The 14,071-nt window shown below is 67.3% G+C and carries 11 protein-coding genes and 2 pseudogenes; 5 read left to right on the top strand and 8 right to left on the bottom strand.

The annotated features are described in order from the left end of the window. Positions 1–164: 164 nt before the first annotated feature. A complete protein-coding gene (locus ACZ7L0_RS27475) occupies positions 165–2,861 on the top strand; it encodes an ATP/GTP-binding protein (RefSeq protein ID WP_471245239.1) in 2,697 nt (898 codons plus the stop codon). 112 nt (positions 2,862–2,973) lie between these two features. Here ACZ7L0_RS27475 and ACZ7L0_RS27480 read toward each other — a convergent pair whose 3' ends face one another. From ACZ7L0_RS27480 to ACZ7L0_RS27490, 3 genes are all read right to left on the bottom strand, one after another. Beyond that, positions 2,974–3,546: a nucleotidyl transferase AbiEii/AbiGii toxin family protein gene (locus ACZ7L0_RS27480; protein WP_471245240.1), complete on the bottom strand. Its 573-nt coding sequence runs from the start codon at positions 3,544–3,546 to the stop codon at positions 2,974–2,976. Further along, positions 3,543–3,884 carry a hypothetical protein gene (locus ACZ7L0_RS27485; protein WP_471245241.1) on the bottom strand — a complete coding sequence of 114 codons (342 nt, stop codon included), beginning with the start codon at positions 3,882–3,884 and terminating at the stop codon, positions 3,543–3,545. The genes ACZ7L0_RS27480 and ACZ7L0_RS27485 overlap by 4 nt, the downstream gene beginning before the upstream one ends. 234 nt (positions 3,885–4,118) lie before the next feature. Then, positions 4,119–4,286 carry a hypothetical protein gene (locus ACZ7L0_RS27490; protein WP_471245242.1) on the bottom strand — a complete coding sequence of 56 codons (168 nt, stop codon included), beginning with the start codon at positions 4,284–4,286 and terminating at the stop codon, positions 4,119–4,121. A gap of 644 nt (positions 4,287–4,930) precedes the next feature. Between ACZ7L0_RS27490 and ACZ7L0_RS27495 the strand changes: the two genes are divergently transcribed. Beyond that, the gene (locus tag ACZ7L0_RS27495; protein ID WP_471245337.1) at positions 4,931–6,814 is read left to right on the top strand and encodes an ATP-binding cassette domain-containing protein; all 1,884 of its coding nucleotides are present in this window, start codon (positions 4,931–4,933) and stop codon (positions 6,812–6,814) included. A 46-nt stretch (positions 6,815–6,860) separates the two neighbouring features. Continuing rightward, positions 6,861–7,205 carry a MazG-like family protein gene (locus ACZ7L0_RS27500; protein WP_471245243.1) on the top strand — a complete coding sequence of 115 codons (345 nt, stop codon included), beginning with the start codon at positions 6,861–6,863 and terminating at the stop codon, positions 7,203–7,205. A 773-nt stretch (positions 7,206–7,978) separates the two neighbouring features. Here the strand turns inward: ACZ7L0_RS27500 and ACZ7L0_RS27505 are convergent. Next, a complete protein-coding gene (locus ACZ7L0_RS27505; RefSeq protein ID WP_471245244.1) occupies positions 7,979–9,358 on the bottom strand; it encodes a glycosyltransferase family 39 protein in 1,380 nt (459 codons plus the stop codon). 993 nt (positions 9,359–10,351) lie between these two features. After that, positions 10,352–10,708 (bottom strand): hypothetical protein, encoded by a 357-nt coding sequence (locus tag ACZ7L0_RS27510; RefSeq protein ID WP_471245245.1) that lies wholly within the window; start codon positions 10,706–10,708, stop codon positions 10,352–10,354. 193 nt (positions 10,709–10,901) lie between these two features. On the opposite strand from ACZ7L0_RS27510, the gene ACZ7L0_RS27515 reads away from it, so the two are divergent. Further along, complete coding sequence (locus ACZ7L0_RS27515; RefSeq protein ID WP_471245246.1) at positions 10,902–11,192, top strand: hypothetical protein; 291 nt, start codon at positions 10,902–10,904, stop codon at positions 11,190–11,192. A 90-nt stretch (positions 11,193–11,282) separates the two neighbouring features. On the opposite strand, the pseudogene ACZ7L0_RS27520 reads toward ACZ7L0_RS27515, so the two are convergent. Next, positions 11,283–11,604, bottom strand: a pseudogene (locus tag ACZ7L0_RS27520) (NF041680 family putative transposase); the annotation flags it as partial. A gap of 1 nt (position 11,605) precedes the next feature. Continuing rightward, positions 11,606–11,766 (bottom strand): annotated as a pseudogene (locus tag ACZ7L0_RS27525) (IS630 family transposase); the annotation flags it as partial. Between the two features lie 53 nt (positions 11,767–11,819). Between ACZ7L0_RS27525 and ACZ7L0_RS27530 the strand changes: the two are divergent. After that, positions 11,820–12,623, top strand: coding sequence for a hypothetical protein (locus ACZ7L0_RS27530; protein ID WP_471245247.1), 804 nt, complete (start codon positions 11,820–11,822; stop codon positions 12,621–12,623). A gap of 491 nt (positions 12,624–13,114) precedes the next feature. Here the strand turns inward: ACZ7L0_RS27530 and ACZ7L0_RS27535 are convergent, their stop codons facing one another. Beyond that, positions 13,115–14,017, bottom strand: coding sequence for a ParA family protein (locus ACZ7L0_RS27535; RefSeq protein WP_471245248.1), 903 nt, complete (start codon positions 14,015–14,017; stop codon positions 13,115–13,117). Positions 14,018–14,071 lie beyond the last annotated feature (54 nt).

The raw sequence follows: 14,071 nt of genomic DNA on the forward strand, positions 1-14,071 counted from the left end.
AGGCGCGTTGAGAACCGGACGGCGAAAAGATCATTGTCCGGCGTGGGCGGGAACCAGTCCATCACCGGCTCCTCTCGGCCTGCATATCCCGCCGGGGCTGCCGCCGGCCACCGCCCGCAGCATAAATTGGGAACGCAGGTGATCACTTCGGGGGGACACACCACATGACCGACCTTCGTGCGCTGTTCAGCTCCAATGATCCCGTGGGCAGCAACGAGGCGTTCACCAACCGCCAAGACCAGTGGGATCTCGTCGCCACCGCCATCGAGGAGCACCTGCGGCACATCGCCGCTCCGGCCTTCAACGTTGAGGACCTCGAGGCCCCTCGCAACAACGTGATCGTGTTTCACGGGGTGGGCGGCGTCGGCAAGTCGACCCTGCTGCGCAAACTCGAAGCCTCGCTCACTACAGCGGACCAGCGTCCCGTGCATTGGGGTGCCCCCGCCTGGGCGGGTGAGAAGATCCTGCCCGTCCGCATCGACCTGGCCCGCTCGGCATCGACCGGTTCGGACTTCGAGCGCGTCGTGCTGACGATCCGTCTGGCCCTGGCTGCCACCGTCGGCCGCCCCCTGCCCAGCTTCGACCTCGCACTGCGCCGCTACTGGGATGCCCAGCACCCCGGTGAGCCGCTGGAGGAGTACGTCCGGCGCACCGGCCTGGTGGGGAAGTTCGGGCAGATGCTGCCCGGGCAGCTGCAGGCCGCGGTCAGCGAGGCCATCGGCGCCCTGCAACTGCCCGGCCTGGTGGGCTCGGCGGCCGGGCAGGTCACCACTGCGCTCGTACAGGCCCTGCGGGAGCGCCGCGAACGGGCGCGGGCCCTCGCCGGCTGCGCCCGCACCGCCGCGCTGCTCGAGGCCGAACCCGACCTGGAAGCACTCTCCTTCTACCCGCATCTGCTGGCGTGGGAGATCAGCCGCCTGCCCGCGAAGAAGGCGGCCGTGCCGGTCCTCCTGCTGGACACCTTCGAGGACACCAGCGACCGCCACCGCGACACAGAGCGGCTCCTGCAACGCCTCGTGTGGCTCATGCCGAACTGCTTCTTCGTCATCAGCGGCCGCAACCGTCTGCAGTGGGCCGATACCGCCCTCCAGGGCCAGCTCGACTACACCGGCCCCGCCGCCTGGCCCGGCCTGACCCCCCAAGTGGGGCAGCCGGCATGCGCCGCCGGGCAGGGCGGCACTCGGCAGCATCTGATCGGGGACTTCTCCGAACAGGACTGCGACACCTACCTCGCCCACCGCCTCACCCAGGACGGCCAGCCGCTGATCAGCCCTGACATCCGCGCCGTCATCACCCAGCGTTCGCACGGCCTGCCGCTCCACCTCGACCTGGCCGTCGCCCGCTTCCTGGAGATCCGCCGCACCGGCCGCACCCCCACCCCGGCCGACTTCGACCACACCTTCCCCGCGCTCATCGCCCGCACCCTCTCCGACCTCACCGCCGACGAGCGCCACGTCCTGCGCAGCGCCAGCCTGCTCGATGCCTTCGACCTGGACCTGGCCACCCACGCCGCAGGCCTCACCCACCAAGCGGCGGCCCGCAGGCTCATCGAACGGCCCATGATCACCGAAGACCCCTACGCGATCTGGCCCTACCACCTCCACGGGGCCATCCGCACCGCACTGCGCACCGCCGACGACCACACCGAGGACCGCTGGACCCCCGCCGACTGGCACCGGGCCGCCGAACGCGCTCTCGCCGCCCTCGGCCAGCAGAGGCAGGACGGCCGCGCCGACGTCCCCGGCCGGACCCTCCTCGTCGCGTGCCTGCGCCAGGGCCTGCGCCTGGCCCGCGACCACCGTCTGGATGACCTCAGCTGGCTCACCGACGCCGCCTTCGCCTACACCGACGACTCCGTGTGGGAACCCCTCGCCCCGCCCACCCATGCTCTGGTCTCCGCGTCCGGCACCGGCCCGGATACGGGTCCGGACACGCCCGCAGACGCTCTGGCCGAACTCCTCGTCGCCATCGGCCGCCGCCAGCACGAACACCGCGAACGCACCGCTGAGCGCCTCACCGCCGTCCTGGGCACCGGCCTGCTGTCCGGCGAACTTGCCAAACTCGCCCTGTACTACCGGGCCAAAGCCCACAAGGACCTCGGCCGCACCGACGCCGCCGCGGACGGCATGCGCCAGGTCGCCGACGCCGGCGGCCGGCTCGCCGTGCGCGCCCGCCGCGGCCTGGCCAACCTCGCCCGCATCCGCGGCGACTTCCCCACCGCCCTCGCCGCCGTCCCCACCCTGGGCTGGAAAGGCCGCCACCACCGCGTCCTGGGCCACATCCGGTGGCCCCACGGCGACATCGACCGCGCCGCCGCCGCCTTCGAAGCCGCACGGACCGAGGCCGAACAGCACGACGCCCCGGGCGAGCGGGCCATCGCCCAGACCCACATTGCCCTGGTCACCGCCTTCGCCGACCCGGCCCGTGCCGACGACGAGCTCGCCCTCGCCCACCAGCTCCTGGCCCACCTCGACCAGCGCGCCACCACCCTCCTCGCCCACGTCGTCGGCCTCGTACGCGACGCCGGCACCGACCGCGACGTCACTGACCGCGCCGCCGTGCTGCGCACCGAGATCACCGTCGCCGGACTCGCCTGGCTCACCCCGCTCCTGGAAACCGCCCTCGCCTTCCACCACGCCGCACGCGGCGCACAGGACGACCTGGCGGCCACCCTCGACCGTCTGCACGAGGCGACCGCGAACGGCGACTTCGCCTACTACCGCCACATCGCAGCCGCCATGGGAGACCTGCCCCAGCCCGCCGGGCCCGCCATACGCTGGCTCGACGATGAACCCACCGTCCGTACCCGCTGGCGCGCCCTCGTCACCGCCCGCCAACAGCGTCTACACGGCACTCAGTAACGGCAGGTTCAGCCGCCGTCCTCGTCCTCGGCGTACGGCTCCGCAAGGCGCAGACCGAGGTCGTCGAGCCAATGCCGGACCCAGGCGCGCAGCTCGGCGATGTGGACAGGGCTCATGTCATACGCGGCGTATACTCGCGGTCGGAGGTGAAGTCGACCGCTTCGAGACGGCCGTGCAGTTCCTCCAGGTCGAACTCCTCATCGTGCTGCGCACCCAGACGCTCGAGTTCCCCGATGGTGTACAGCTCGCGGGCGCTGAAGACGTCGATGACGTCGCGGGGGAAGCCGCGGTCGTGCAGGGCACGGACCTTCAGCCCCACAGCGTCGTCCCGGGACAGCGTGGGCCCGGCATCCGTCTGCGCGGGAGGCCTGTGGAAGATCTCTTTGAGGATGTCCAGCTCGCAGGACGCGCCGGTTGCCGCGTCGGTGGCGAGCAGACGGGCCATGCGCGGGGCGACCTCGACGATGCGGATCACCCAGCCCTTGTCCTCAAGGCCGGCAGCAACGGCGCCGGTGATCTCGTTCATGCCCGCAGGAGCGTCGGTGGCCAGGTCCAGGTCCTGGCTGGTGCGGCTGACCAGCTCATGAGCCTGGATGGCATAGCCGCCGGCCAGCACCAGCCGGTAGGCATGACCGCTGTCCAGGGCATCACTGAGCAGGCGCCGGTGCAGGTCTGGAAGTCTCATGCCGCAGCGGCGGCCGCCACCAGCTCGGGAAAACGCTGCTCCCAGCAGGTGCGGACCGGCTTGCCCAAGGCGATCCGCAGCCGCGGCCAGTGCCTCACGAGCAGTTCGGCGTTGAGGTAGCTGGTGAGGTCCTCACGCAGGCCGTTCGTAAGCACGATGCGGTACAGGCCCAGCAGCAGCTTCTCGTCACTCACCTCGAAGTGTCTCAGCCCAGACCACGCCAGATGCAAAGGCAGCTCGACCGTCCCGGTCGCCGGGCCAGACAGCTCGTCGAGGCGTGCGGGGAGGCGCTCGGCCACATGAGCCCAGCGGGAAGCGGCGGCATGGTGCACGGTCACAGCTTCAGTATGGCCCCTCATAAGAGGACCCATCTCCAATCAGAGGAAGCCGATCATGCGCCAGCGCGTCCGGCCCGAGCCTGCCGCCACCCGGCAGTCGTCAGGATTCGGGCCATCCAGCTGCTCACGCTCTGTGTCAAGGTGATCAACCGTCGTGCCTGCGAGGCCCATGGAACGGGCTCGCGTCCGCGAATCGCGGACGCGAGCCCGAGGACGTCTCTGAGGCGGCCCGGTCTACCCGGCGCTGTGGGCAGGCTGCAGGCGGGCGAGCAGGCCGCGCGTGTCCTTCGCGGAGAACGCGGTCACATCGTCCTTGTCCGCGCCTTCGACGGCGATGTTCCACTCACCGTCGCCTGCCGCCGCCATGTGGATGGGCGGCTGCGCCAGAGCTGTCGGGACCATCCCCGCGCGCGGGGGAACAGTTGATGTCCCGGAGGAGGACCTCAAGCATGTCGGGACCATCCCCGCGTGCGCGGGAAGCAGCCCACCTACAACGAGACGCAGCTCGCCGCCGCGGGACCATCCCCGCGCGTGGGGAGCAGGTCACGTCTCCCCTCCACCTGGCGCGGCAGTCGGCGCAACGGATGCGTCCACTGCCGCGTTTTGGCTGTGGGTTCACTCTCACCCGGGTCGCTGGCTACGACGCTACCCCCGGACGCCGACGGCCACTCTTGGGCCAGACCATCGAGGAGCGGCTTCCGGTTCGACCACATCGTCAACACTGCCGCGCAGGGCGGCAGGTGCGTGGCTGCACCTGCACCCCTTACCCCACTCCCGAGGGGAACGGGCTGACCGACCACTCGGACAGTCCTTGTCCTCGCCCTGCAAAACCCACAGCCACACCTGCACCAAGCATCGGCGTTTCGGCCAACCTCAGCCCTTCGGGAAGCCCTACAGCACCGGGACCGTACCTTCGACGCCCCCAGATCCCGGGCTTCACCAGCGACCGGAATCGAGCGTGTTCGATTCGCTCCAAACCTCGTTGAGCCAGGCACCGCCGGACCATCCAGGCACGGCGCCAACCCCAAGGAGGGATGCAGGTGCCCCTGACCGCCGCCTCTGCCGAAAGCTCCGAAACGCCTCCTCCCCCACCGCCGGCCACCATCGTCTACGAGGGCAAGTTCGGGAAGAATCCGCTGGAAGAAGCCGACTTCCGCAAGATGTGCGCCCGTCTGCCCTCCGTGCTCAGCGACACCACACGGATGGCGTGGGCCGTCGACCCGCGCGGGGTCGTGCTGCTCCTCGCCTGCCAGATCCTTACCGGAACTGCGGCCGCCGTCGTCCTCGGATGCACCGCGAAGGCCATGACACACCTCCTCGGCGCCGGCACGGTGGCCGAACGCCTTGACGCCGCCCTCCCCGCCCTCGCGGTCGTTACGGCCGCGGCGGCGGTCGGCCGAATCAGCAGCGCTTTCGCCTCGTACGCCGACGGCCGGATCACCCCCCGCCTGGTCACCGAGGCCGACGTCGCCCTGGTCTCCGCCGTCTGCCGCGTGGAAGCCGCCGCCTACGGAAGGGACGGCTTCGCCGACCGGCAGGAAGCCGCCGAGGTCGGCGTCACCCGCACCACCATGATGGTCAAGGACGCCCAGCGGTTCATGTCCGCCCTCATCCGCATGATCGCCGCAGCCGGTGTGATCACCGCACTCCACTGGCTGATGCTCCCACTGCTCCTCCTCGCCGTGCTTCCCGCCGGCGCCGGGGCCGTGCTGTCCGCCCGCATCGACTACGAGACGCACTACGCCAACGTCGGCGACCGCAACGTCCGCGGCATGATGCGCTGGTGGGCCACCTACTCCCGCCACGGCGACGAGGTCCGCGCCAACGGGATGACGGGCTACCTCACCTACTGGTACCGATCCCTGTCCGAACGCATCGATCAGCGCACTCTGACCGCGGCGCCGCGGATGCTCCGTGTCGTCCTGGTGACGTCCTCCGTCGGCGGCTTGTTTCTCCTGCTTACCTGGGCGGCGCTCGCCTGGCTCGCCTCCACTGGCCGGGTCGGCCTACCGGTCGCCGCCACCGCCGTGGTCGGTGTCCAGACGGCACTCGCCGCCCTATCGCAGGTCGTCATCCACGGCGCCGCCCTGTTCCACACGTCCCTCTACCTCGCCGACATGCGGTCCTTCCTCGACGCCGCCGCCGAGCAGGCCCCCAAGCGCGGAGACCTGACCCTCCCGGAGCATGTGGACGAGATCCGTCTCGACGAGGTCGTCTACCAGTACCCCGGCAAGGACGAGCCCGCCGTGGGCGGCGTCTCTCTCACCCTGCGCCGCGGCGAGATCCTGGCCGTCGTCGGCGAGAACGGCTCGGGCAAGTCCACCCTCACCAAGCTCATCACCGGCATCCTGCTCGCGGACAAGGGCCGCGTCCTGTGGGACGGCATCGACCTCGCCGACGCCGACCCCGAGTCGGTGTGGAAACGCACCGCACTGGTCCCGCAGAACTTCGCCTGCTGGCCCCTGCGCGCCCGGGAGAACATCACGCTCGGCCAGCCTCGAACCTTTAACGACGGCCCCGTATGGGATGCCGTCGACGCCGTCGGCATGCGCGAGGCCATCGAGAAACTGCCCCACCAGCTCGACACGCTCCTTGCACGCGAGCTCTTCGGCGGCGCGGAGCTGTCCGGCGGCCAGTGGCAGCGCCTGGCCTGCGGGCGCGCTCTCTACCGGCGCACGCCCCTGCTCATCCTGGACGAGCCGACCTCTCAGATGGATCCCCGAGGCGAGCACCAGATCTTCCTGGAGATCAAGCGCATTGCGGCCGAGCGGATGACCATCGTGGTCACCCACCAGCTGGAGAACACCCGTCTCGCAGACAGGATCGTGGTCATGGAGCACGGCCGGATCATCGAGCAGGGCCGGTACGTAGACCTCGTCAACGCTGGTGGCCTCTTCGCCGAACTCGTGGCTCTTGCCCAGGACCGCTGACCTGTCCCCTCGCCGCACTCACGCCCAACATAGAATCGAGCGGCACGTGAACGACACCTGGAAGACGATCGCCCGCCTTGCCACCCGCCTGGAGCAGCATTCCATACTCCCCCGAGAACAGCGGATCCTCCTGCAGCTGCTCAAGATCCAGGAGGAGGCCGGCGAGGTTGCAGAGGCCGTGATCGGAGCGATGGGACAGAACCCTCGCAAGGGGCATTCCCATACCTGGGATGACGTCGAGGCGGAAGTATGCGACGTCATCGTGACCGGCATGGTGGCGTTGATGCGTATGAACCCGGATGCTCCCGACGTATTCGCCAGGCACATGAAACGCATCCGAGGGCGAGATTTGGGCGAGGCCGCCGAAAGCTCGCTCAGTGATCAAGGGTGATTCACCGCCCCCGCGGGTTGGTGCAACGCTCGTTCACAGTGCAGATGTGTCTGATGGCATCTGTGAGATGAGTCGTTCGCGAAGCTGGGCGATGTCAAATCCGAGGCGATCGGTGATTTCGGGTAGTTGGATGCGTGGGATGGTTGAGGCCAGTCGGATGGCGTCGTCGTCCCACGCGCACTCAAGTGCAGTGCCGGAGAGCAGGTGGCTTCTGGCCTGTGCTGCAGCGTCGGTGATGAGGGCATGCAGCCGATCCGCGTGAGGGGCCGGGGCGGGCGGCGGCGGCCATGACCGTGCGGCTGTCTCCGTACTGCGGGGCGGCACCTGGAGCAGGAGCATGCGGAGCTCCTTCACTCCCAGGCGACCGGCGCCGGCCCTGACAGCCGCCTCCGCCGCCACTTCGGCGGGCATGTGACGGTCCACGCACGCCGTTTACAGCAGCCGACAAAACACCTGGGGCTCCAGCGCCCCGAGATCCACGCGTGAACCCGGACGCGGCACGCCGGCCGACTGGGTTGGAGGAGGAGTCGCCATCATGAACCTTCGGGGAGACCAGCACGTCACCGTGCGAGCTGATGCGTTCGCGATCAGCCGCAAAGGTGCCTGACAGCACCGTCGTTGGCCTGCGACACGGTGTGTTGATCTCTCTGGAGTACCCGGACGTGTTCAAGCCCTGAGACAGGTTGACAGACGCTGTTGGCGACCGAACTGCCCGGACATGCCGTTGTGAGCGTCGCCCAGAGAAGTTGTTCTGGACCTTGTGGGACAGAGGATCAGCTGTAGATGTCTCGGCCCGGCGCGCACAGCGGGTCCTTCGGGGCGGCGTCGCGGCGGATGAAAATGGCGACTTCGCCGCCGTTAAGTGGGGTCACCGAGCAAAGCTGATAGTGCTGGCGTAGGACTTCCCGCTTGGTGATCTCGGCTGGAGTGTTGTCCTGGGGCTGGCCAGGGCGATCGCGTAGGACGTTGATCTTGCGGTGCCGGAGCATGCGCTGCCGGATCACGTCCGGGGACGCCTCGACTCCGTACAACGTGCCTGAGGCAGATGGCGTCTGCTGCAGCGCAATGTCGTCGAGCGGTCCGAAGACGGCAGGCCGGGCCAGGACCCATGCACGGCGGCGGGCTGGCTGGAACAGGACCGGTTCGGGGTGGCCTGCAAAGGTGGCGGTGAGCCCCCAGTAGCTTTCCACGGTGTCTGTGCGACTGGCCGGGAGGCGCATATGCCAGTACGAGGGGCCCAGAGCCGAGAAGATGACGAAGCCGGTGGCTGCTGTGGCATACAGGCGGCGCCGTCTGCGCGCTGGGTCTGCGTCGGCTCGGAGGATCAGCTGCCAGTGCCGTAGTGCTTGGCCGACGAGGAGCGCCAGTCCGCACATGCAATAAAGGACGTAGCGGTCGACGTACCACGGGTGCACGAGGGACACGGTGAGCAGGAAGCCGGCTGGGACGATCAGTAGCGGGATGCCCACGGCGTGAAGGGTCACTGCACGAGCTGAGTCACTACGGCGTCGGCGAACCGGCTCGCCCAAGGCGACTGTCGCTGCGGCAGGAAGAGCGAACCCCAGCCACTGTTGCGGGCCCGGCCGGCCAAGCCAATCCAGCTGCGCTGATGCCTGACCTGCACTGACGACGGCGAGCGGAGCCACGGCACAGCCGACGAGCGCTGCCACGGACAACCAGCGCGGCCCGAGGCGGCGCAGGCGTCCGCTGCTCCAGAGCGTTACGGCGTGCGCAAGGAGGACCAGCAAGGCGAACACGTGAAGCCACCCGGCCAGCAGGAGCAACCCACCGTACGCGGCCCACCAGCGTCGCCGGTTCTCCTGCAGCGCGCACACGAAGAACCAGGTCGCCCACACCACTGCTGCGCTCACCAATGCGTACGAGCGGGCCTCTTGCGCGTAGAACTGCACCTGTGGGACGCACAGGAAGGCAACCCCGGCCAAGAACCCGGTCGCCGGGTCACCCAGGCGGCTGCCGATGGCGTAGACCCCCAGAACGGCGATCAGCGTGCCGAGTGCCGACAGGACACGCAGTGTCAGAACGCCGTCGTCCCAGACAGCAAGCAATACGTGGGCGAAGAAGTAGTACAGGCCGTGGACAGCGTCGATGTTCTGTACCAAGTGCCACAGCTCGCTCAGGGAACGGTTTCCCACGGCATAACTGACGGTCTCATCTCGCCAGGAGGTTTCGTCACGGTCCAGCTTTCACACACTCACCAGCCCGTCCAGCAGGACAAGAAGGACCACGAGCAACGACCGATACCAGCGGTTCACCCGATCTCGATCGTGCACAGGATGCCGCAGGTCATACGTCCCCCGCATCTCCAGATGTCTGAGCGTCGCTGTCGCTGGGGCTCGCAGCCGAGACGTTAACGCCCCTAATGCCCCAGCCCGGCCGTGACGACCTCCACGTACACGAGCTCCCCCCACTACCAACCTCCCTCGCTCCGTTCCTGGTTGTGCTGAACAAGCTGCACCCAGAGGGAAAGTACCGGCTGCTAGTGCTCTGACCGTATAAATGCGGCGGGTTGGCGGCGTCGGTGCTCGGGCTGGCTGGACTCGGTGTGGGAGCAATGTGAGCGGTCGCTGAGCCGGTCGAACTGCGGCAGAGCAGGGCTGGCAGGTCACGCGCAGCTCGTTCGCCGACGTTGGGCAGCCGCCACGCCTCGCGAAGCGGATCGGGTTGGGAGAGGCCTGCAGGGTACGCGGCTCGGGGGTACGCCCACGGCATCCTCGCTATCGCCCAGCCGGCCATCACGACCGACAACGAGACGTACGGGCGCGTCGTGGAGCACCCTTACCTGCGCGGTGTGTTCCTGGCCTACCTGACCACAGTGCCCGAGACCGCCGCCTCGTAGCTCCTGCTCCTCGCCAGGCGCGTACGGAGTCAGGCGAGGAGCAGGGTCCAACGCCCGACGCAGGGCTGTCGTTCCCCGGACGGCCCTGCATCGGGTCCCGACACCATTTTTCTGGAGAACCGCGGAGGACTGTATGACCGCCGCACGACCGATCATCACCGAGGGACGGGCCGCGTCCTGCTACTTCCGAACCACGGTGGACCATGGGCACCGGAAGGCTCTCATTCAGGTTTGTGAGCCCTGCAACGAGAAGTGCGCGCACTGTTTCGTCTCGTACTGGCCACTCTGCTCAGGGCCTGAGTCGGTCTCGCTGCACGTCGAAACAGACCAGCCCCATCGATTCGGCCAGGGCTGCCGCGTAGGCCGATGCCTCCTCGGCCATGCTCCACCGCATCGGGAAGTAGATGAGCGGACCGCTGGCCTCGCCGATCAACGGGCCGGTCGACCAGGGAGAGGTGTCCTCCTCGTCCTCGGTGATGTCGCACCATCGCTGAAGAAGGGCGGTCACGTAGGCCGCGATGCGTTCGGTCGCAGGTTCCTCGACCTCGCTGTTGATGTAGCGGTCGTATAGGTCACTGAAGACCTGGCCAGCGGTCTTGTCATCCGCCGGCCGAACGCCTTCCCACACCGCCAGGTCGTAGCTCATGGCTGGAGCCTCTCACACGACGCTGACACACATCTGAGCCATTCAATAGCACGCGGTACAGCCATAAGAACGAGGTCTTATTGCCACGCCTCCTGCCGTGACGATCTCGGTCGGGGGAGTGCTGGTGCCCTGACAGGCGATTGTGTGCGAGTCTTTGTCCTGTCGTTAATGCGTCTGCCAGGTGGAGGGGTTTGTGGCAGTGGGAAGGGCCGCTCGTCGGGGGGAACGCACGGCGAGGGTCGAGGGGGCTGTCGGGAGGGACGCGGCTCCTGCGGCACTCGACCTGCTGGAGCTGGTCGAGTTTGCGTGGCATGACTGCTACGGCGATGTCACGCCGGGCAACGAGGTGGTTGAGGACATTTTGACGTGCTCGCAGGGTGATCTCGCGCAGATGATCCGATTCGCCCGGCTGGCTGTCGAGGACTGGCGGGATCTACGGGTGGCCGCCGATGACATCAGGTCCAGCGAAAGCGCTAAAAACTGACTCTCGCCTTGGCCCCATGACCGCTGTCGCGTACACGAGCGACGAACGCCTTCAGATCACGGATTCTTGAACAGCTTCTCAGCTTGTTCATTAACCTCTGAGGCTGTCGCGCTCGATGACGCTCTCGGGTCGTCTGGTCGTTTTCCCGACGTCGTAGCGGGCGGAGGGCCGCTTGTTCTTCGAGCCAAGTGGTCGTCCAGGGCCGGGGTGAGCCGGCCGGGCTCGGTCGGCCTCTCCCAGGGGGGACGAAGATCCGCTGCGGCCTCACGGGTGAGCCGGAGCTGGCTGTGGGCGGCGATCACGAGCCACGACCAGCGGTCTCTGACCTCGGGGGTGCGGAGCTTTGGCCGGGTCCAGCCCAAGGCTGCTTCATCAGCCGGAACGGGTGCTCCAGGCCGAACCTGCGCAGGAATGGGTGTGTAGGCGAACTCGACGTTGTTGGCCGCGGCCCAGTCACCGACTCGGGTGTCCTTCTTCGCGGTCAGGTGCGGGTAGAAGTTGTCGAGCACGATATGCGGATTTCTGACGGGTAGAGGCTGCGTAGGTAGCGGCAGAACTTTAGGAACCTCGTCCGGTGGCCCGATTCACATTATGTGAATCGGGCCAACCCGGGGGACACTCATTGCCATGCCACGTCGCGCCCGGAAGTCCGCTTCACCCACAAAGCCGCTGTTCAGAACGCCTCCCCGTATCGGCAAACTCGACACCGCAGCGACCATCGGCCAGTTGCGCCAGCTTCACGAAGACGCCGAAGATCCGCATGTTGAGCGGATGCCCGAGGACGAGGAGCTCTACCGGGCTCTCCTCTACCTGGAGACGCACGCCAGCGTTTTGAAGAACCAGCAGGCGCAGCGCACCGCCGCGATCCAACGAGTGACGCTGTGGCAATACCTCCGTGAACAGGCAGACATTCACCAGGGCAAGGCTGTCGCCGATGCGCGAGCAGCCGGAGTTGAGTGGGCGGACTTGATGCCGGCTCTCGCCGTCAACACGCCTAGTGCGGCCTACAACAAAGCGACGCGGATGCGTGCAGCCACGCTCTCCGCGGCCTCTCACGTTGAGCAAGCGGTACGTCGGACACCGGAAGCTGTCCTCGCAGCCGAGCGGCATCTCAAAGCCCGGGCCGCCGCCGAGCTTCGTGCTCAGGAGGAGGCTTCTCGTCGCCACGCACTTCTGGTTCCTGTAGCGCAACGGTTGCTGAAGTGCCGAACTGCGTTTGGTGATGATGAGGACGTTGACTTCTGGCTCGACCAGATTGAGGCGGTCCTTCCCGACTGCCACACTGCAACGCAGATGGTCAGCCTCGGCACCTACCTGGAAGCCCTCGTTCGCGCTCTGAGACAGATCGAGCGGCACACTGCGCAGCCAGTCGGCTCCACCGACGAAGCGCGACTCGCCTACGCGGCTGCAGCAGAACTGCTAGTCCGCTAACTGGAGCATGGCCGGCTCCATGGAAGGACCACTCCCCCGTCCCGAGGTGGGTTCTCGCACAGCCCGACCTCCTGTCACTAACCGTCTGCGGTGACCAGTGGGCCCGCAGCGACCTCGTATGGAGAGGGCTCAGGGCTCGCCTCTTCGGTCCGGCTCTTGTGCCAGTCGAGCGGTCTCACTCGCCTAGCGTTCCTGAGACCAAGCACTGGGTCCCGATCACGTCGAGGCGTCAAAAGCCGTGGGGCGCTGCTGAGTCCCTGACGGGGAGGTCTTTACATCGCTTGGTGTGGGACAACTGCTCGTAGGAGCAGGCACCGAGCCTGTCTGCGGTTCTGGCACTCTCGACAGGATCGGCGTCCTGCGGTCTTGTTACCGGCGCTGCCAGGCATCCTGAAGTTCTCGTTGACAGGCCGATGGCCCTGTCTCTCCCTGGTGAGAGCGACAAGGCCATTGGTGTTCAGCAGACGCAGGTGATTGCCCCGCAATCACGTTCACCTACGCGTGAACCCCAGTGCTTGAGTGACAAGGTAGTAGTCGTCGGTGGCGGACAAGGCGGTCTCCGGCTTGAGCTTCGACGGGTTCTCCGTCACCGGGTCATAGAAGCGCAGCACCTTCTGGGCCGCGTACGCTTCGGGGATTCGCGGGCTCCTGCGTACCGTGGGGAGAACGAGCTCCTCGTATGCTTCCTTGGCCTGCTGCTGGCTGTCGTCGTAGACGGCCCCCTGGTTGCGCGTGGTTGGGCAGTCGACGATGAGGATGTTTGCCAGTGCGGCCCGCGCCCCCATGACGGAGAATGTTTCGCTGATCTCGTCGATCTTCGCTTCCATGCGTGTCAGGGCGCGCAGTTCCTTCCAGCCCGGCTTCACGCATGCCACGACGTCATCTGCTGCGACGATCGCGTTGACGACGATCAGACCGAGGTTGCCCGGGCAGTCGATCAAGATCAGGTCGTAGGTGTCGCGGATCCGCTCGAGCTGGGTCTTAAGCCAGAACTCTCGGCCGGTCTTCGGAGCGAGCAGCTGTTCCGCCTCCTCGAGCGCGCTGGAGCCGAGTACGACGAAGAGGTTGGGGATGGGCTTGGTTCCGTCTTCACCGTAGGGGCCGGCCATTGCCTGTACGACGGCGTCCTCGATTTTCGCGGCCCCGGTGAGGACGTCGTAGAGGTTGGCCTGGTTGGGGATGTCGTCGGGGTTGTCGTAGCCGACCGCGGCAGACGCATCGCATTGTGCGTCAGCGTCGATCACGAGCGTGGTGAAGCCGAGGTCGGCTGCGCAGGCTCCGATGTTCACTGCAGATGTTGTCTTTCCGGCGCCGCCGCTCTGGTTTGTGAGGGCTAGAACGCGGGCGATTCGACTCGCGGTCTGAGTGGCGGTGCGGTTGCGGGACGAAGTCATGAGTGAGCCTCCACGAAGTGATTGCGGCGCAATCACTTGGCAGTGAGAGTTTGC

The organism is Streptomyces sp. NPDC039424 (assembly GCF_055639495.1).

Excerpts from the sequence above, each read along its gene's own strand:
- ACZ7L0_RS27530 (WP_471245247.1), top strand. The coding sequence starts at position 11,820 with ATGCCACGTCGCGCCCGGAAGTCCGCTTCACCCACAAAGCCGCTGTTC.
- ACZ7L0_RS27490 (WP_471245242.1), bottom strand. The coding sequence starts at position 4,286 with ATGGTCCCGACAGCTCTGGCGCAGCCGCCCATCCACATGGCGGCGGCA.
- ACZ7L0_RS27535 (WP_471245248.1), bottom strand. The coding sequence starts at position 14,017 with ATGACTTCGTCCCGCAACCGCACCGCCACTCAGACCGCGAGTCGAATC.
- ACZ7L0_RS27480 (WP_471245240.1), bottom strand. The coding sequence starts at position 3,546 with ATGAGACTTCCAGACCTGCACCGGCGCCTGCTCAGTGATGCCCTGGAC.
- ACZ7L0_RS27475 (WP_471245239.1), top strand. The coding sequence starts at position 165 with ATGACCGACCTTCGTGCGCTGTTCAGCTCCAATGATCCCGTGGGCAGC.
- ACZ7L0_RS27510 (WP_471245245.1), bottom strand. The coding sequence starts at position 10,708 with ATGAGCTACGACCTGGCGGTGTGGGAAGGCGTTCGGCCGGCGGATGAC.